General features: G+C 62.1%; 19 protein-coding genes. 6 read left to right on the top strand and 13 right to left on the bottom strand.

The annotated features are described in order from the left end of the window. Positions 1-34: 34 nt before the first annotated feature. Together J2D77_RS05620 and J2D77_RS05625 are read right to left on the bottom strand one after the other, a co-directional pair. Positions 35-982 (bottom strand): transglycosylase SLT domain-containing protein, encoded by a 948-nt coding sequence (locus J2D77_RS05620; protein WP_207845314.1) that lies wholly within the window; start codon positions 980-982, stop codon positions 35-37. A 7-nt stretch (positions 983-989) separates the two neighbouring features. Continuing rightward, entirely contained in the window at positions 990-1,232 is a 243-nt protein-coding gene (locus tag J2D77_RS05625) for a hypothetical protein (RefSeq protein WP_207845315.1), read from the bottom strand. A 187-nt stretch (positions 1,233-1,419) separates the two neighbouring features. Between J2D77_RS05625 and J2D77_RS05630 the strand changes: the two genes are divergently transcribed. The 4 genes from J2D77_RS05630 (at position 1,420) to J2D77_RS05645 (ending at position 4,360) form a co-directional block, all read left to right on the top strand. Beyond that, entirely contained in the window at positions 1,420-2,649 is a 1,230-nt protein-coding gene (locus J2D77_RS05630) for a flagellar basal body P-ring protein FlgI (RefSeq protein ID WP_230975536.1), read from the top strand. Between the two features lie 8 nt (positions 2,650-2,657). Then, positions 2,658-3,221, top strand: coding sequence for a rod-binding protein (locus J2D77_RS05635; protein WP_207845316.1), 564 nt, complete (start codon positions 2,658-2,660; stop codon positions 3,219-3,221). Continuing rightward, positions 3,218-3,718 (top strand): flagellar export chaperone FlgN, encoded by a 501-nt coding sequence (gene flgN, locus J2D77_RS05640; RefSeq protein ID WP_207845317.1) that lies wholly within the window; start codon positions 3,218-3,220, stop codon positions 3,716-3,718. Before J2D77_RS05635 ends, flgN begins: the two co-directional genes overlap by 4 nt. A 147-nt stretch (positions 3,719-3,865) precedes the next feature. Beyond that, the gene (locus J2D77_RS05645; protein ID WP_230975537.1) at positions 3,866-4,360 is read left to right on the top strand and encodes a hypothetical protein; all 495 of its coding nucleotides are present in this window, start codon (positions 3,866-3,868) and stop codon (positions 4,358-4,360) included. A 217-nt stretch (positions 4,361-4,577) separates the two neighbouring features. Here J2D77_RS05645 and J2D77_RS05650 read toward each other — a convergent pair whose 3' ends face one another. The 8 genes from J2D77_RS05650 to J2D77_RS05685 all read right to left on the bottom strand — a co-directional run bounded on the left by J2D77_RS05650 (position 4,578) and on the right by J2D77_RS05685 (position 11,858). After that, complete coding sequence (locus J2D77_RS05650) at positions 4,578-5,303, bottom strand: DUF6468 domain-containing protein (protein WP_207845318.1); 726 nt, start codon at positions 5,301-5,303, stop codon at positions 4,578-4,580. Between the two features lie 69 nt (positions 5,304-5,372). Continuing rightward, positions 5,373-6,542 carry a flagellar motor switch protein FliM gene (fliM, locus tag J2D77_RS05655; RefSeq protein WP_207845319.1) on the bottom strand — a complete coding sequence of 390 codons (1,170 nt, stop codon included), beginning with the start codon at positions 6,540-6,542 and terminating at the stop codon, positions 5,373-5,375. A 60-nt stretch (positions 6,543-6,602) separates the two neighbouring features. Then, positions 6,603-7,139, bottom strand: coding sequence for a flagellar basal body-associated FliL family protein (locus tag J2D77_RS05660; protein ID WP_207845320.1), 537 nt, complete (start codon positions 7,137-7,139; stop codon positions 6,603-6,605). A gap of 370 nt (positions 7,140-7,509) precedes the next feature. Further along, complete coding sequence (locus J2D77_RS05665) at positions 7,510-8,853, bottom strand: flagellar hook-basal body complex protein (protein WP_207845321.1); 1,344 nt, start codon at positions 8,851-8,853, stop codon at positions 7,510-7,512. A gap of 257 nt (positions 8,854-9,110) precedes the next feature. Further along, the gene (locus tag J2D77_RS05670; protein WP_207845322.1) at positions 9,111-10,199 is read right to left on the bottom strand and encodes an EscU/YscU/HrcU family type III secretion system export apparatus switch protein; all 1,089 of its coding nucleotides are present in this window, start codon (positions 10,197-10,199) and stop codon (positions 9,111-9,113) included. A gap of 12 nt (positions 10,200-10,211) precedes the next feature. Further along, the gene (locus J2D77_RS05675) at positions 10,212-11,024 is read right to left on the bottom strand and encodes a flagellar biosynthetic protein FliR (RefSeq protein WP_207845323.1); all 813 of its coding nucleotides are present in this window, start codon (positions 11,022-11,024) and stop codon (positions 10,212-10,214) included. 106 nt (positions 11,025-11,130) lie between these two features. Next, positions 11,131-11,406, bottom strand: coding sequence for a flagellar biosynthetic protein FliQ (locus J2D77_RS05680; protein WP_207845324.1), 276 nt, complete (start codon positions 11,404-11,406; stop codon positions 11,131-11,133). Positions 11,407-11,420: 14 nt separating this feature from the next. After that, positions 11,421-11,858 carry a flagellar hook-basal body complex protein FliE gene (locus J2D77_RS05685; protein ID WP_230975538.1) on the bottom strand — a complete coding sequence of 146 codons (438 nt, stop codon included), beginning with the start codon at positions 11,856-11,858 and terminating at the stop codon, positions 11,421-11,423. A 289-nt stretch (positions 11,859-12,147) separates the two neighbouring features. Here J2D77_RS05685 and J2D77_RS05690 point away from each other — a divergent pair, with 289 nt between their 5' ends. Both J2D77_RS05690 and J2D77_RS17500 read left to right on the top strand, forming a co-directional pair. Beyond that, the gene (locus tag J2D77_RS05690) at positions 12,148-12,846 is read left to right on the top strand and encodes a hypothetical protein (protein ID WP_207845325.1); all 699 of its coding nucleotides are present in this window, start codon (positions 12,148-12,150) and stop codon (positions 12,844-12,846) included. 289 nt (positions 12,847-13,135) lie between these two features. Next, positions 13,136-14,059 (top strand): flagellin, encoded by a 924-nt coding sequence (locus tag J2D77_RS17500; protein ID WP_207845326.1) that lies wholly within the window; start codon positions 13,136-13,138, stop codon positions 14,057-14,059. 350 nt (positions 14,060-14,409) lie between these two features. On the opposite strand, the gene flgH is transcribed toward J2D77_RS17500, so the two are convergent. The 3 genes from flgH to flgG are packed head-to-tail and all read right to left on the bottom strand — an operon-like array spanning position 14,410 to position 16,979. Beyond that, the gene (gene flgH / locus J2D77_RS05700; RefSeq protein WP_207845327.1) at positions 14,410-15,144 is read right to left on the bottom strand and encodes a flagellar basal body L-ring protein FlgH; all 735 of its coding nucleotides are present in this window, start codon (positions 15,142-15,144) and stop codon (positions 14,410-14,412) included. 25 nt (positions 15,145-15,169) lie between these two features. Continuing rightward, entirely contained in the window at positions 15,170-16,192 is a 1,023-nt protein-coding gene (gene flgA / locus J2D77_RS05705; RefSeq protein WP_230975539.1) for a flagellar basal body P-ring formation chaperone FlgA, read from the bottom strand. Between the two features lies 1 nt (position 16,193). Further along, entirely contained in the window at positions 16,194-16,979 is a 786-nt protein-coding gene (flgG, locus tag J2D77_RS05710; protein WP_207845663.1) for a flagellar basal-body rod protein FlgG, read from the bottom strand. Between the last annotated feature and the right edge of the window lie 143 nt (positions 16,980-17,122).

A 17,122-nucleotide genomic window follows, 5' to 3' on the forward strand; every position in this document is an offset into this window, starting at 1 on the left:
GTAGTCAGTTGCGTGCCGGGTGGCCGCCCTTATGTCAGTCCTCGTCCTGCCGGACGGGGGGAATAAAGGGCCTTTGCACGGGCGTTGCGCGGTAGGAGGCCAGGGTCCGCCCATGGGTGCCTTCCATGACCGGGCGGCGGGACGCGGGTTCGGCGTAGTGCCGTACGCCGGTGAATGGATGAAACAGCCTGGGGGCTACCGCGGGTGTGCCGGGGTTTCCGGTGGGGGCCTGCGCCACCATGACCGGGTTCTGCCCGTCCGGCGCACGGGGGGCTGCGGGTCGGGCGAAATGCTGCGCCATGGTTGGGGTCATGCCAGCGGTCGTCCCGGGGGGCATGGCGGAGGCCATCGCGTTCGGCGGGGCGGGGTGCTGGGGTATCATGCCCGGTGGCCCTTTCGCGCGTGGGTCGGGCAGGGTCGGGCGACCGTCCTGCGGCACAGCCCAGGCTTCCAGCACCTTCCATTGGTAAGGTGTGCCGATACCCGGTGTCTGGGAATGATAGGCGGCCGCCGCACGGGGCCAGCTTCCCATCTTGTTATGCATCTGAAGCAGGAAATCCGCCGCATATAAGGCGTTGCGGGTCGGGTCGAATGCCTGGTCGAGCGATGAAAACGCATTGGGGTGCTGTTGCAGGTTCACCTGCATGCAGCCGACATCGAGCGAGTAGATGCCTTGCAGGTGGAACAGTTCGACCGCGTCCAGGGCTTCGCGCCGGCTGCCGTAGTAATGGCCCACCCCATCCGCCGTGACGGTCCACGGCCAGGGGGAGATCACGCCCCCACCTTCGGGCCGGCCACTTTCCACGCGGCTCATGGCGGCCAGGAATCCGTCGGGAATATGCATCGCCCGCTCGGCCTGCGCGGTCGCGGCAATGCACAGTTCCGCGTCAGGCGAATGGGCAAGTGCCTGCGGCACGGTGGCGGCGAGAAAGGCCGGCAAGGCCAGTGCGACAGGCCAGCGGGGGAGGAAGCAAGACGACATGGCGCACTCAGCCAGGCGGCACGGGGCCGGGCCGGGTCATTGCGCGGCCCGGTGTGCCATAGGGCGCGCCATGGGGAATGCCACGGCGCTTGCCATAAGGCTTGCCAACCCGGTAGCGGAAGATTTGCCGGAGCACGTGCCGGTCATGATCGTCATTTTCCTGCCTTGGAGGCGTCGTGTTCAGGGCGGTTCGACGGAGCAGGCCCAAGGGTGTGCGCCCGTGCGCAGAGGTCTGTCTGGCCTGTTCCATACCAAATTCCGTGCAATCCTGGATACGTCTTATTGCCTCCGGCATGTCTTTTCCAGCAATAACGGGCCGCAGCGTTGCGATCCATCGGGGTATGAGCATTGAATGTCAGGGCCAGTCGGCGTATTCTGCGCCAGAGCCGTGGCATGGTTCCAATGTCACGCAGCGAGAACGCAAGGGTTGTCAGTTTATGAGGAATCGCCTCAAGGCGAGTACTGATCGGCGTTGCCATGGTCTGCGTGGTGCCAGCCGCACTATCAGCAATACCCTGTTGCGTAGCGCCACGCCGGGTGCTGGGCGGCTTGCGCGCTGGGCGTTTTCCCTGGTCGCAACATTCTGCCTGCTGGCGGGGCTGGGCGGTATTCACGCCGCCAAGGCCGCCCCCGTGCGTATCAAGGATATCGTCGATTACGAAGGCGTGCGGGACAACCAACTGGTCGGTTACGGGCTGGTGGTCGGCCTGCGGGGCACGGGCGATCGTCTGACCAATACCATCTTCACGCGTGAAACGCTGATCGGCATGCTCAACCGCCTGGGCGTGAATATTCGCGACCGCGAAATCCAGCTCCAGACGCATGACGTGGCCGCTGTCATGGTTACCGCCACCCTGCCGCCGTTCTCGCACGGGGGCGGGCGGATCGATGTCACGGTCTCGGCCGTGGGCGATGCACGCGATCTGACGGGGGGCACCCTGCTTGTCACCCCCCTCCAGGCCGCGGATGGAGAAGTCTACGCCGTGGCCCAGGGGTCGCTGGTGACGAACGCGTTTGCCGCAGGCGGGGCCGGGGGTAGTGTGACGCAGAATATTCCCACCAGCGGGCATATCGCCAACGGGGCGGTGGTCGAACGTGAGGTACCGGTGGCACTGGGGGTGAATGGTGTGGTGCACCTGTCCCTGCATAACCCGAATTTCACGACCGCCAGCCGCATTGCCGATGCCGTGAACGCCTCGATCCGCCGGGGCATTGCCCGCGTGGACGATCCGCGCACCATCGCGGTGGACCTGTCCGGGCGCGATGCCGCACAGGTGCTCTACCGTATTGGCGATCTGACGATCGAGCCCGACACCATGGCCAAGGTCATTGTGGATGAAGCCAGCGGCACGATCGTCATGGGCGATAATGTGCGCATCAGCACCGTGGCCATAGCCCAGGGCAACCTGACGATCCAGGTGACGGAAACCCCCGTTGCCTCCCAGCCCGGGCCGTTTTCCAACGGTACGACCGTTGTGCTGCCACGCACCCAGATCAATGCCAGCACGGATAATTCGCACCGCCTGGGCATATTGCGTGAAGGGCCGACCCTGGCCAGCCTGGTTTCGGGCATGAACGCGCTGGGCATGGGGCCGCGTGACATGATCAGCATCCTCCAGGCCATCAAGGCCGATGGCGCACTCCAGGCCGATCTCGAGGTAAGGTAAGCCAGAGCATGAGCATAGACAGTGTCACCGCAGCTCTTTCCGCCACGGCCCAGGCCGGAGGCACGCAGTCTACGGGGCTGAGTGCCAGCCAGATGGAACAGGCCCGCAAGGCGGCGGTCGAGTTCGAAGGCATGACGATCGGCGAATTGCTGCAACCCATGTTCGATACCGTCGATACGGATGACATGTTCGGTGGCGGCGATGCGGAAAAGCAGTTTCGCTCCCTCCAGGTTACGGAACTGGGCAAGCAGATCGCCCATAATGGCGGGATCGGCATGGCCGACAGCCTTTATACCCAGATGCTGAAAATGCAGGAGCAGGCGCAGGCTGCCTCCCAGACACGCAGCCATGCCCGTGCTGACGCGGCCGCGCAGGCGGGAACCCAGTCGGCCACTTCGGCGGCTACCGCGGCAGTGGCTACCCCGGCGGCCCAAACGACCGCTCAGTCGGGCACTTCGGTGGCTACCCCCGTGGCCAGTCAGTCACCCACGGGGTCGCAAGGCCAGGTGAATGCTGAAGCAGGCGGTCAGGCAACGGGCGGGCAAGCGACCGGTGCGCAGGGTCAGTCATGAGCCAGAAAATGGATAAATCCTCCGCCCAGCTTCTGCGCTGCTTCGATGATGTCTGCAAGCTGATCGAAAAAGAGAACGATTTTCTCGCCGCTGGCAAATTGTCCGAGGCAGTGGCCCTGCTTACCAGCAAGCAGCAGCAGATGGAAAAGCTCGAGCACGCGCTGGAGGCAGATGCCCCCTCCGGGCCCGAGGGTGTGGAGCATAACGCGCCGGTCACGCATGCCGATGCCCCTGCTGGCGATGCCGGGACCGCGCAGGCAGCTTCGGCCAATCCCAGAAAGCACCTGCCCCAGTTGAACGCGGCCGCCCGGCGTTTTTCCGATCTGGCGCGCCGGAACCGGGTCTTGCTGAGAAACGCGATCGACACGCAGAACGCCCTTCTCAAGCTGATTGTCGTCGATGCTGTGCAGGACACGGGCACAGGCTACGGGGCTACCGGCCGCTATACGGTGGACAGTCAGGCCCATGGTGCGCTGGCCCTGCGCAGTGACGTCTGATAGCGGTCGCGTGCGCATGACGGCATGCAGGGGGGCTGGCCATTGCCGTGCCGATAGGGGTGTGCACCACCTTGCGGCGGCATGATGGTGCGCGGGCCTGTTCCTGAAAACAGAGTGGTTTCAACGCCTGGCATGGAGAATTGTCAGATGGATGCGCATGGCCGTTTTTCCGGCACGGTTATCTGGGTGCGTGGGGTTGCCAGTGCTGGCGCCGCTCTGGCGTTGTGTATGGGGCTTGCGGGATGCACCCCGCCTGCCAAGCCCTATCTGGACGAGGGCAGGAAACTGGCGCAGGCGGGCTTTGTCGCCCATGCCGCCGATACCACGGCCCGCTACGCCATGATGAACACGCTGCCGCCGGGTATGGTTACGTATCGTCCGTCTTCCGTGGGGCCGGTCTATCTTTATGCCGACCCGATTGGCTGCGGCTGTGTCTATATGGGGTCGGAGAACGCTTACAAGGCGCTGAAAAATATCGACACGGTCATGGTGAATAAGCAAAGAGTCTCCGCCGTGCCGGAATCGCCTGAAATGGACGCCGAAAACAGGCGCGATACAGCGGCATGGGACTGGAGCGCCTGGTCCTCCGCCGCTGATCCGGGGCCCAGCCAGCCCAAGCATGTGATTGGCGGATACTGGTAAGCAGGGTTCATCCGCCTGATCGGACTGCCAAAACTCTGTCCGAACTATCGGGTTAATATTTAAAAGTTTCTGGTGAAGCTTTTTTCAAAAAGCTTTAAAGAATGTCACCTTTTTGAAAAAAGGCGACACCCGGAAACTTTTATTATTTATCAGTTATTTGTTTTGAAACAGTCTTGCGCAAGGCTGCGGTTTGTAAAATCGGGCCGTTCCGTCGCGTTTACCTGCGCCCACGGGTCTTGTTGCGGCCCGCATTGCTGTTCGGTCCTACAATCGGCGCTTTTGGCTCATTCTGCCCGTCCTGACGACCCAGGAAGGTTTTTTCCAGCATCTGCAGGTTGGGTTCCTTGCGCAGGGGCGGGGTGGTGAGCGCTGGCTTGTCGGTGGTCGAAAGAACCGTCTGGGGCTTTACCGATCCTTCCCCCTGCGCTGCCTGTGCACTGCTGGAGAGCGCCTTCTGCCCTTCGGCGGGTGAGGTGCTGGCAGGAGCTTGCGCGGCATCGGCAGCGCTTGCAACCGGGCCACCCGCTTCAGCCAAAAGGGATTCGGCTTCCTTGATCAGCGTGATCCGGATCGCACTGGCCTGTTCGACCAGATTGCCCAGCCTTTTTTCCTGCGAGGGAAGCTGCGTTGCCAGGATCTCGATCCGGTCGGCGGTGGCGTCGGCCTTGCTGACGACACTGTCGAGTTCCACCCCCGCCATTTTCGCCTGTTCGATCATGCGGCTGAGCGGGCGGCCGCTGACTTCCCCCGCGATACGCAGTTTCTCAACCCCTTCTTCCGCACTTTTCACGCTGCTTTCCAGTTTTTCGACAAGGGCAAGCAGGCTGGCGCGGTCCCGTTTGAGGTTGGAGAGAATGCGACCGAGATAAAAACTGTAGACTATTCCCAAAAGCAGGAAGAACGACAGAACGATCTCAATGATCATTTGAATCTGTGTCAGCATCTGCCTGAAGGTCTCCAGTCTGGCCGGGCTGCGGTGGCAGGCCGGTTATGGCGTAATGAAAGGGTGATGTCAGGGCCTGCTCGCCGGGGCGTCGGGCAGGGGCGGTGCGGGCGTGGTGGGGGCTGCGGTATGGTTATGCGGGCTGTCGTCGGGGACAAGTCTTCTCTCGACCTTGACGGCGGCTTTGCCATGAAGCTGCCCCAGCCGCCCTTCGAAAAGCTGGGTATGACCGCATTGCAGCCTGACATGAAGGGGCGTTCCGGTCCGGTGGGGAAAGGTGATCTGCATTCCGGGCTTGAGGTTCAGCACATCGGACAGGGGAACGGTCTTTTCCTCGAATACGGCGGAGACTTCCACATCGGTTTCCAGAATTTCGGAAATCAGATGGCTTTCCCAGATGGAATCCCGGCCGAACCGTTCGCCCATGAACTGCTGCGAAAGCTGGTCGCGCACCGGCTCGAGCGTGGCGTACGGAATGATCAGGTCCAGATTGCCGCTGCGGTCTTCCATGTCGATATGCAGCTTAGCCATGACCACCGCGTTCGACGCGCGGGCGATGGCCGCAAAGCGTGAACTGACCTCAAGCCGTTCAAAAGACAGGTCGATCGCGCAGACGGGACTGAAAGCGGCGGACAGGTCGTTCAGCGTCAGGACAATCAGCTTTTCGATCAGGGCCCGCTCGATGGCGGTATGCGGTCGTGTTTCGGTCCCGGCATGGCCGGCGCCGCGCGGTCCGCCCATAAGGATATCGATAATGGAATAGGAAAGGGAGGAATCCACGACAAGAAGGCCGTAATTCTCCCATTGTACGGCCTTGAAAACCGCAAACAGCGAGGATGACGGCACGGCGTTCATATAGTCGCCAAAACACATGGAGCGCATGCTCTCCATCGTGATTTCGACATTGTCGTTCGTAAAGCTGCGCAGCGTGGAAGACAGAAGCCGCACCAGCCGGTCAAAGACGATCTCGAGCATGGGCAGGCGTTCATACGCCACGAACCCCGCCTTGATCACCCGTTCCATGCCGGTTTCTTCCTTGGTGGGAAGTCCGGCAAAGGTATTGCCCAGCAGGCTGTCGATCTCGGACTGATCCAGCACGTGCCCGCTCATCATGTCATGCTCATGCACGGCCGGACCGGGAGCGGCACCGCCGGGTTCAGCATGGGCTGCGTCGGCCTGTGTCGGGGCCGCGGTATCGGGGTGTTCGGCATGATCTGTCCTGTCGTCCGTGCTTTGCATGTCGTTTTCGCAACATTTCCCGGTTGGCGTTACCGTTGGAGGGTCAGTCGGCTTGCGGGTCTATTGAACAAGAAATTCGACAAGATAGAGATTGGTTACCTGCAAAGGAGCCAGTTCGGCCTGCAGGCGGCGCAATATGGCTTCACGCAGCCTGTAGATACCGTTGCCGCGAATATCCTGCGGGCGGGTTTCATGCAGGTAGGTCTGGAAAATATCCTGGATGACGGGAACGGTGTCCTGAAGGGCGGTGGCATCCTTCGCGCCGACGATTTCAACCTTGGCGGTCAGCTTGACATAGACCGTGCGCCCGTCACCGCTGTCCAGATTGGAGACAAGGGTAGGAATACCCAGGATAATCGGCGGGTGCAGCATGCTGCCAGCTTCTTTTGTCTGCTTGCTGACGTCATTGCCCAGAAAATGGAACAGATGGGTGAATTTTCCAACCGCGACCCCGCCAATGACCAGGAGCAGGATCACCACGCCAAGGAACATGATCTTGCGTTTGCGCAGTTTGGAGGCTGTATCAGCGGACGCTGTCTCCTTATGGTCTTCCCCCGCAGAGGAAGCGGGCACGCCGCCGGTAACAGTCTCACTCATGTCTGGTTGGCTCCGGGAATGGTTGAACAAACTCACCAGCGCGCAGTCTAGCTATTGGGCCGCGCCTACTCAATGGTTTCTGTAAGGCGGTTTCTGTAAGGCGCGTGCTAAAGTCGCGGGGGAATGGAACCGTTCATGGCGGGAGCAGGAAAGTGGCCCGAACCTGCCTGATGGAGAGGGATCCGGATTGGGGTAGCCAAAACACGAACGCGCCACAGAGGTGGCGCGCAAGGTCGGGCCAAAAGCAGGTAATTCGCCCCGCGCAAAACCCGCCTTCGCGCGGGTAACGCAGGCCGCTTGTATCCCACCCCGTACCGTACGGCTGGCCCGGTCGAAAAAGGACAGGCCAGCCGGAACAGCAGCCAGGTGGTTAGCTCTGCTTCATGGCGATGGTGGCCTGGAGCAGGTTGTCCGCGGTCGTCACCACCTTGGTGTTGGCGGAATAGGCTTCCTGCGCAACGATCAGGGCGGACAGGTCGCTGGTCAGGTCCGTGGTGGAGGATTCGACATAGCCGACCGAAAGCGTGCCGGTGCCGTTTTCACCGATCAGGCCGGTCTGCGCGCTGCCGGATGTGGCCGTGGCCGTATAGGCCTGCCCGTCCACCGCGTTCAGCCCGTTGACATTGGCGAAGTTGCTCAGCGCTACCTTGCCGATCAACTGCGTGTCGCCATTGTCGAAAGAGGCCATGACCGAGCCGTCGCTTTCAATGCTGACACCGGTGAAATTACCGCTCGTGACACTGTCGCTGGCGGTGCTGACCGTGTTGGTCGTGGCGGTGGAGGACACCGTCATGCCGCTGGTGCCGCCGATCGTGCCCAGGCTGAGATTGACGGTCTGGGCCGTGCCGTCCCCGTATGTCACGGTGATGGGCAGGGTGACCTTCGCGCCGCTGAGCGTGGAGGAATAATTGACAGTACCCGTGGAATCCGTGACGGATTCCAGCGCGCCGCTGCTGTCGAAATTGACGTAATAGGTGTCGGACGTGACAGAACCGGTGCCCGTGCCGCTGGCCGTGACGGTCCAGGTCGTGGAACCATCGCTGGTACCCGCCGTCGCAGTGGCCTGCGGTGTCCAGGTCAGCGTCGTGTCCATCGTGCTGTCTTTGGGGGCGTTCTGGTTGTAGCTGCCGTCGTAAACCGCAGTCGCATCCGTGGTAACGGCCCCCGCACTGGCGGACAGGCTGCCCGTTGCCGTCAGCGTGGTGGTCTGGGTGGGGCGGAAAGCCACATTCGCGACGTTGATCTGGGTCAGCGTTGTGCCCAGTGTGCTGGTCGTCGGGTCGACCATATAGCCGTCCAGGTAATACCCGGCGGTGTTGACCAGATAGCCGGCGTTGTTCTCATAGAACTCGCCGTTGCGGGTGTAATACTGCTGGTCCTGGAACTGCGTGGTGCCGGATGACGTGGCCCCTGTTTCCTTCGAAACGTCGAACAGGCCGCTGCCCGAGATCGTCAGGGCCAGGGTGTCCGTGCTGCTGGACGCTGTACCCTGGTTGTCGACATGCTGCACCGTCACGGCGGCCACCGAATCCGAGACCCCTTCCGCGAAGGCGGCACCGCTCAGCGATCCGGCGACAAAGTCCTGGAACGCCGTACTGTCGGCCTTGTAGCCAACGGTCTGGCTGTTGGCGATGTTGTTACTGAGGTTCGTAAACGCCGTTGACTGCGCGTTAATGCCGCTGACAGCCGTGGAAAGGGCATTGAAGACCGACATGAGTTATCCCTGCCTTGCGCGCGCTGCTGTACTGTCCCGTCCCGCCCTTGGCCCCTGTTGCCGGGGCGAACCAAACGAGCGTCTTACGGTACGGAATGGCGGCTAATTACATTCCCAACGCGACATCTACGCCTTAATGGTTTTTTGACTAGCACGTATGACACAAAACGCAAGGTTTTCCTGCGCTGCGGGGTGTTGCTGGCGGGCGCCGCGCGGGCCTGCCCCAGGCTTGGGGGCAGTGCGCGCAAACAGGGCGTTCAGCGGCGCGGGGCCGCGCGTGAACCGGGGGTTTTCAGCTTCATGACATAGGCGATGATCGCCGCCACGGGCTGGAAATATTCAGGTGGGATCTCGGAATCCAGCGGCAGGGTGAACAGGGCGCGCGCGACGGGCGGGTTGGAGACAATGGTCACCCGCGATTCCTCGGCGGTCTGGCGGATGCGTGCCGCAAGCTCGTCCGCGCCCTTGGCCACGATCGTGGGGGCCGTGTCCGTCCCGCTTTCATAGGACAGGGCGACGGCGTAATGGGTCGGATTCGTAATGACGACCGTGGCTGTCTTGACCGCCTGGAGCATGCGCTGGCGGGCGCGCTTGCGGCGCAGCACCCGCAGGCGGGACTTGACCTGCGGGTCCCCTTCCGTCTGGCGCGTTTCGTCCTTGATGTCCTGGAAGCTCATGCGCAGCTTGCTCAGCCTGTGGTAGCGCGTCCACAGATCGTCCAGCAGCCCTATGGCGCACTGCACCACAAGAATGGTGAGTGTCGCGTACATGAACCACGACCCCAGTTCGGATGTCAGGCGGATAATGGTCCACCGTTCGGCCTGGGGGGCGATGGCGAGCGTGCCCTTCGCCACGCCAAAAAGCAGGAACCCGAAGACACTGAACTTGACCATGCTCTTGATGAGTTCGATCAGGTTCGTAACGCCGAACAGGCGCTTGATCCCGTTCATGGGCGACAGGCGCGAGATATCGGGTATCAGGCTTTGCGGGCGGAACAGCATGCCGGTCTGGAGCATGCCGCAGGCCAGCACCGTGACAAGACTGGCCAGCACCAGCGGCAGGGCCAGCTTCAACCCTTCAAAGCCCGCCTGCCGGGTCATCCGGTTGATCGATGTCATGTCGGTGGGGATCTGGTCGAAATGTTCCATCAGCCCGTGCATGTTCTGCACGAACACCTGCGCGGACGATGCCGCCGTCATGCTGAAGACAAGCAGGAACGCCCCAAGGACTGCGAACATCTGCACTTCGCGCGATTGGGCGATATTGCCTTCCTCACGCGCGGTTTCCAGTTTCTTGCTTGTGGGGGCTTGTGTCTTTTCGCCGCCACCCGAGCCTTCGTCCGCCATGACCGCGTGTCCTCAGTGCCTGGGCGCGCCTACGCCAATACCCGGAAGACCCAGCAGCAGGTCCCCCATTCTTTCCTGCCAGACCCCTGTCATGACCTGGATCAGCAGGGCCAGAAGAAAAACGCCGCCCAGAAGCTGGGCAGGCATGGCAAGGGAATAAACCTGAATGGCGGGCAGCAGCCGGTTCAGCACGCCCAGCATGGCCGGCCACAACGTGCCGATCAGGATAAAGGGGCCCGCCAGTTGCAGGGCCAGGGCAAAGGTCTGGCTGGTGGCATGCGTGATGCTGATCGCCATGTCGCTGATCATGGGCATATGCCCGGGCGGGAACAGCGTGTATGACCCGGTGACAGCGGCCAGCGGCAGCGCGTACAGGCCGGTGGACAGGAAAATGACCGGCACCAGGGCCGAGGCCATGTGGCTGATGGCCGTGCTGCTTGCCCCCAGTTCGGGATCGGGCTGGAGCACGCTGCTCAAGCCCGTGAATACGGCGATGATCTGCATGGCAATGGCGATGGCTTCGGACACCAGCCGCGCCAGAAGCCCGATAAACGCGCCGCACAGCAATTCACCCACGATCAGGGCGACGGCCAGGAACGGAATATGGATGGCGTGGGTCGCGACATCCATCAACTGGTCCTGCAACACGGGCAGGACGGCCACTGTGGTGCAGAGCGAAAGCCCGGCCCGGACCACCATGGGCGATGTGGTGTCGCCCAGCCCCGGCGATGTCATGATGAGCGCGCTGATGCGGCACAGGATGATAAGGAAAAGGGCTGCGAGCACTGCCACCGACCCGCCGGGGATAAACGGCACCCCCGTCATTCCCGCGCGCCAGCCCGGCTGTTCAGCCCTGTGTGTCGGGCCAGGCGTTGCGGGCCACATCTGCCCAGGCGGGAGAAATGAAACGCGCCAGCGGGGAGAGGGGCGGTCATGACCCGCCGACCAGGATCATCTGGTCGAAAATGGTGTGGGCGTATGTATTGAGCGTCGAATACATGAACGAGCCGGTCATCAGCAGGGCCGCCATGGCGGCGACGAATTTCGGCACGAAGGAAAGGGTCGCTTCGCTGACCTGGGTCATGGCCTGGAACAGGGACACCAGCAGCCCCGCACAAAGCGAGGCCAGAAGTGACGGCGCCCCCATTTTTACGGCGACAAGCAGGGTCTGGCGCAGAATCTCATGAATATCGACCGTATGCTGCATATGATTATGGCGGCCTAGACCGACATTTTCATGACATCCTGATACGCCTGGACAACCCGGTCCCTGACTGTGGTGACCGTTTGCAGGGTCAGCTTGGCTTCCTCGACCGAGGTTGCGATATCCGTCAGGCTTCCCTTGCCCGACAGGCCCGTCGCGGTCTGGGCTTCCGCCGTCTTGCCGGTCGCGATGGCGCCGGTCAGCGCGTTGTTCAGGACATTCGTGAACCCCGATACCGCATCGGAGGTCTGTGTATCGTCGTTCGTGCCCAGCCCCGTGGCGGTGGATTGCAGGGTCTGCTGGGTTTGCCCATAGGCGTTCAGCGCATCGAGACTGCGTGTGGCGTCACTAATCATATAGGTCGGTACTCTGCTTGTGTTGACCTCAGCCAACAGGCTGAAAACCAGGAAAACCGCATTGTGGCGGTGGGTTCCAATGGCCCGCAGTCTACGCATTCCCGCCCCATAACGCCAGAGACTTTTCCGCCCGCAGGCGGTGCAAAACCAACAATCTTGCCCCTGCCGGTTGATGGCCATGCCGTGACGTGAAATGGTGTGCGCGAACGCTGCCGTGCAGGCATGGCGGCGGGGAACGATTTTAGCTTTTCCGCCCAGCACCGGGCGCGTGTGCCCGCAGGCCTGCCGCGGCATGTCGGCCAGGGGGTGCCCGTGCTATGGGCAGGAACGGCGGGTATTGCCTGCTACGGGTATTTCACTATGGGTATTTCAGTTGGATGATCGGATCATGCCGTTCAGCAGAAAAGGGCGCGACAGGGTGAAAAAGCGGAGCTTGGCGCAGAAAATACGTTGGAACGCGGCGCTGCCGGGTATGCGCAAGACCATGTCGGTGATGCTGCTTGCAGGCCTGTGCGCAGGCGTGGGGAATGTCAGCGGCATGGCGGCGACCGGCACCCGCACGACGCCCGTCCATCGTTCCGATCTGCCCGACACGGGTGATGACGGTCTGCGCTGTCCGTCCGGGCCGGTCCACATTGTGGAGGTGCACGCCTATGCCGGGCAGGCCGAAGGGGCCGGGGCGGGTCTTTCCACCGGTGTCGCCTCGGCCGAGATATGCGCGTCCGATGCCACCCGTTTTACCGATGTGGTGACACGCGGCACCCCGGGCGATGGAAGCGGGCAGACCGCAGCGGGCGAGAAGACCGGCGTGGAAGGAACTATCCAGATTCGCGGCCGCACCGCCCAGATGGACGCCAATATCTATATTCCCATGGGCATGGATATCGCCCAGTGCGCCCAGGCGGATACCCAGCAGCAGGATGGTTCCCAGCCATCCACCCCATGCAGGCCCCACCCCTTTGTGGCGAGCTTTGCCGGGACATGGGTTTTTTCATCGGGCAAATGGTCGCATTTTTCCGTCGGCACCGATGCTGCGGGCAATCCGGTCACCCTTGTGGTGCGGCTGACCAACGGCCCACAGGAGTAGAAGCGGCGTTCAGGTGCCTCAGGGCTTCTGAATCACGGCCCGGTTTCGATCGTTACGATTCCCTGCGGTTTTCCGCCCTGTCCATTACATAAGCAGGGCAGTGCGGTCGCACGCTTGCTGCCCTATGGCGGGGGGGCGGCCCATCCCGCGCCGATTTCCGGGGGTGAGAGAAAATTCATGGCAGGGACGAAAAAAAATAGCGTTCTGGTAACCTTCTCTTAGCCATTGGCGCCTTTATTGGTCTCAAGCGGGCGTGACCAACAGTCCGCCGTAGTATGGAGAAACCCCAGTGAGCCTTTCCGTCAACACCAACACCTCCTCGATGATCGCCATTGAAACCCTCAATGCGACCGAGACCTCCCTGAGCAAGACCCAGAACGCCGTTTCCACCGGCCTGAAGGTTGCCACCTCCGCCGACAACGCCGCGTCCTACGGCATTGCGCAGCAGATGGATGGCAACATCGCTGGCCAGGGCGCTGTGAACGACGGCCTGACCTATGCGTCCCAGGTTGTCAGCTCCACCAACACCGCCGCCGCAAAGATCCTCAGCATCCTGAGCAGCGTGCAGTCCGCCGTGACCTCGCTGGGTGACAACTCCGGTTCCGCGACCGCGATGGAACAGATCGCCACGCAGATCGACGGTTACCTCGACAACATCGACACCATTGCCCGTACGGCCACGTTCAACGGCGTGAACCTGCTTTCCGGGACCGGTACGGTCACGACGCTGGGGATCACCGCCAACACCATGACCTTCGTCACGGGTCTGACGGGTGATACGTCCACCATCAATACGCAGGCCTACATTTCGGGCCTGACGGCTGGCAGCAGCTTCTCCATGGCTCTTGGCCTGGGCAGCGGCGGTTCCAACACCGTCAGTGCGACAGCCAACGCATTTGTCAGCGCTGCTGGCAGCATCAGCGGTGGTGTGAGCGCCCTGAACACCCTGATCTCCAAGGTGACCGACGCCATCAAGGAAATGACGGCGCTGACCTCCAAGCTCGGTTCCGAAACCAACGTGATCACGACCATGGCCAGCTATGGTTCCACGCTGTCTGACAACCTGACGTCCGGCGTTGGCGCCCTGACCGATGCCGACATGACCGCTGAAAGCGCGAAGCTGACCTCGCTGCAGACCAAGCAGTCCCTGGGCATCAAGGCGCTGATGATTGCGAACTCGCAGTCCCAGAACCTGCTCTCGCTGTTCCAGTAAGTCGCTTTCTCGCTCCGGGCCTTGTGGGGTCCGGAGCAGCAGGCAAAAAATGCCCCCGGCTTTGGCTGGGGGCATTTTTTTGTGCCGGTTCAATCTCTTTGCGTCTTTGAATCTTATGGATTCGGAAAGGTTCCAAATTCGGAATTTCATCAAGCCGAAGCAACGCAGGGGATAGGCCGCATGCCCGAAGGGACCAGACCCTGCAAGCTGATCAGGCTTTCCGTCTGGCGGCTTATGGGGTGCCGCATTATGCGACAGGGGTCGTCCCGCAGCCTTGCGTCGCGATAGTTGATCGACCGTTTCAGGCGGAAACCCTCGCCAGCCTTCCGCCGTGACTGTCGATCAGGCTTCTAGAACGGCAGGACGCTGTCCAGAATCTGCTGGCCGTAACGCGGGGTCTGCAGTTTGGTAAGCTGCCCGCGCCCGCCGTATGAAATACGGGCTTCGGCTATCCTGTCGTGGGTGACGGTATTGTCTTCCGTAATATCCTGCGGCCGTACAACACCGCTGACCATCAGTTGCCGCAGTTCTCCATTGATCCGCACTTCCTGCCGGGCCACGACCACGAAATTGCCGTTGGGCAGCACCTGCGTGATCGTGCCCGCCAGGGACAGGGTCACCGTTTCGTTGCGTCGGATCGTTCCCGCCGCCGTGTTGGCGCTGGCGCTGCTGGTATCGAGTGCCGTCGAACTGGTCAGGTGCGAAATACCCTTGCCCTGGAACCCGAACAGGCTGGGAATACCGAAATTTTCCGAACCACTCCCCGCGGCCGATGTGTTGTCCGTCAGGGCGGCATTGTCGGCAATCAGCACGCTGATCTTGATCAGATCCCCCACCTGCGATGCCCGCTGGTCCTTGAAGAAGGCGCGGCTACCCGGCCGCCACAGGCTGCCGACTTCCGTCGGTGGCGGTTGCAGCGGGGGCATGGGCATGGTCACGGGGCGATAATCGGGGGCCTGGGTCGGGTCCGAGGTCTTGGTCATGCGTGGCGGATGACCCGTTTCGCTCAGGTCGGCAAGGCCCGAGCAGCCGGTCAGGCACAACAGCCCCGCGACAACGGCACCTGGCAGGCGGTGTTTCCCCAATGGTCAGCTCCCACGCATCGAAAGGCTACCGCAATGACGTGTCTGCCCGCGTATTCGCGCGGGCAGACGCCGTCAGGCGGCGCAGGGTGTTTGAATCGGACGGTATGGCGGTCGATCCGGGATCGACTTCGATTTCCGAGCTGTTGATCACGCGGCCGGTAATGATCATGGCGGTCGCCAGGTTCAGCGCGCGCATATATTGTCCGGCCCCCCCGTCTTCCAGCGCCCGGCCGGTCGCGGCCAGATGGATGCCGGGGGCGGAAAAGGCGATCAGCACCGGGTCGCCCCTGTGGACCAGGATCGTGCGGTGCAGGTCCCGGTCCAGAACCGGCTCACCCGCCAGAACCGTGTTGGCCAGGGTCATCCCGTCCACATCGGCTTCGTTCGCGTAGGTCTTGGCGTTCGGGGTGCCGGTATAGGAATCGTTGATCTGCACGTCGGCCGGGGTAATGACGGCCCCGGTCTGCAAGGCGTGCGAGAACACCAGCACCTTGCGCGCGGCGTGGATCGCCCCGGTCAGCATGAAGGAATCCTGCGTGATATCGCCCGTGGGCTGCGCCCGATAGACCGTGGCCGAAAACCGCCCGCTATGCTGATCCCAGTTGAGGTCGGACAGTACCACCGGCTTGGGGTCGTTGGGGGGCACCGTTATGGGATGGAAATCGAACAGATCGACCGAGACAGCGCCTACCCCGATATCGGGCAGGTTTTTCTCGACCAGGTCGGCAAAATAGCTCTTGTCCAGCACCCGCCCAGCCCGGGTAATGGTGGCCAGGGCAGAGGCCGACTGGTCCAGCCAGTCAACCCCGTACTGGTCGGCAATGGCGATCAGTTGTCCGCCACCGACCTGAATGCTCGTGCCCGGTGCGGGGGCGGGGCCCAGAACCTTGTCCTGGCCGGGTTCAAGGTCCGCGAACAGATCGGACAGCTTGACGGTGCTGGCGCTGATGACCGTGGCAGTTCGAAGGGTCGCCGCCGACAGGGGGGCGCATTGCAGCGCAACGCAGGCCATGGCGGCCATTCCCCCGATTGCAACGCGCCGAAGCATGTTATTTCAGGTTCGTCAGGGTCTGAAGCATTTCGTCGGACGCGGTAATGACCTTGCTGTTCATTTCATAGGCACGCTGTGCGGTGATCAGGTCCGTGATTTCCGTCACCACGTTCACCGAGGATTCTTCCAGGAATCCCTGGCGGATCGACCCGTATCCCACGCTTTGCGGCGTGCCGAGATTGGCCGTGCCCGAAGACGTTGTTTCCGTAAACAGGTTCTGGCCCATGGCGGCCAGGCCGTTTTCGTTCTGGAAGGTGGCAAGCTGAAGCTGCCCCGCGACCTGTGCCGTTGTCTGGCCAGAAACCGTGTACTGCACCTGCCCCGTCTGGTCGACGGTGATGTTTTCGGCGTTGTTGGGCAGGGAGATATCGGGTGTCAGCGGATAGCCGTCGGCGGTCACGATCGTACCGTCCGAAGACAGCGAGAACGTGCCGTCACGCGTATAGGCATATTCGCCCGAAGGCAGGGTGATACGGAAATACCCGGTCCCTTCAATGGCCAGATCCAGGGCATTGCCCGTCTGTTCCAGGGTGCCCTGTTCGTTGATCCGGTAGATACCGGCCGTGCGCACGCCCAGGCCGATCTGCGCACCCGCGGGCACCAGATCCCCGGTGTCGGAGCTCATGGTTCCCGCACGGCGGAGATCCTGGTAGATCAGGTCCTGAAATTCCGCCCTGCGGCGCTTGTAACCGGTGGTGGTCATGTTGGCGATGTTGTTGGAAATCGTCTCGACGTTCGTCGTCTGGGCCTGCATACCCGTGCCGGCGATATCAAGGGAACGCATCATCGGATGACAGTCCTCCGGGTTTGGCGTCTGGCCTACCCAACGTGACAGGTGTGGATCAAGGGCGTCGTGCCGGCAGCGTCATGATCTGCCGCATGACAAGCGTATCTCGTTCACAGGTAAGACGACGGCGCCGCCATGGC

This window comes from Acetobacter garciniae (assembly GCF_017377735.1).
In the GTDB taxonomy this organism is placed as follows: Bacteria; Pseudomonadota; Alphaproteobacteria; order Acetobacterales; family Acetobacteraceae; genus Acetobacter; species Acetobacter garciniae.

Coding starts and splice junctions, on each gene's coding strand:
- J2D77_RS05670 (WP_207845322.1), bottom strand. CDS start 10,199: ATGGCGGACGAAGGCTCGGGTGGCGGCGAAAAGACACAAGCCCCCACA.
- flgA (WP_230975539.1), bottom strand. CDS start 16,192: ATGCTTCGGCGCGTTGCAATCGGGGGAATGGCCGCCATGGCCTGCGTT.
- J2D77_RS05650 (WP_207845318.1), bottom strand. CDS start 5,303: ATGCTGACACAGATTCAAATGATCATTGAGATCGTTCTGTCGTTCTTC.
- J2D77_RS05680 (WP_207845324.1), bottom strand. CDS start 11,406: ATGCAGCATACGGTCGATATTCATGAGATTCTGCGCCAGACCCTGCTT.
- J2D77_RS05690 (WP_207845325.1), top strand. CDS start 12,148: ATGCCGTTCAGCAGAAAAGGGCGCGACAGGGTGAAAAAGCGGAGCTTG.
- J2D77_RS05625 (WP_207845315.1), bottom strand. CDS start 1,232: ATGGAACAGGCCAGACAGACCTCTGCGCACGGGCGCACACCCTTGGGC.
- J2D77_RS05660 (WP_207845320.1), bottom strand. CDS start 7,139: ATGAGTGAGACTGTTACCGGCGGCGTGCCCGCTTCCTCTGCGGGGGAA.
- J2D77_RS05635 (WP_207845316.1), top strand. CDS start 2,658: ATGAGCATAGACAGTGTCACCGCAGCTCTTTCCGCCACGGCCCAGGCC.
- J2D77_RS05630 (WP_230975536.1), top strand. CDS start 1,420: ATGAGGAATCGCCTCAAGGCGAGTACTGATCGGCGTTGCCATGGTCTG.
- J2D77_RS05645 (WP_230975537.1), top strand. CDS start 3,866: ATGGATGCGCATGGCCGTTTTTCCGGCACGGTTATCTGGGTGCGTGGG.
- flgG (WP_207845663.1), bottom strand. CDS start 16,979: ATGCGTTCCCTTGATATCGCCGGCACGGGTATGCAGGCCCAGACGACG.
- J2D77_RS05685 (WP_230975538.1), bottom strand. CDS start 11,858: ATGCGTAGACTGCGGGCCATTGGAACCCACCGCCACAATGCGGTTTTC.
- J2D77_RS05675 (WP_207845323.1), bottom strand. CDS start 11,024: ATGACGGGGGTGCCGTTTATCCCCGGCGGGTCGGTGGCAGTGCTCGCA.
- J2D77_RS05665 (WP_207845321.1), bottom strand. CDS start 8,853: ATGTCGGTCTTCAATGCCCTTTCCACGGCTGTCAGCGGCATTAACGCG.
- fliM (WP_207845319.1), bottom strand. CDS start 6,542: ATGCAAAGCACGGACGACAGGACAGATCATGCCGAACACCCCGATACC.
- flgN (WP_207845317.1), top strand. CDS start 3,218: ATGAGCCAGAAAATGGATAAATCCTCCGCCCAGCTTCTGCGCTGCTTC.
- J2D77_RS05620 (WP_207845314.1), bottom strand. CDS start 982: ATGTCGTCTTGCTTCCTCCCCCGCTGGCCTGTCGCACTGGCCTTGCCG.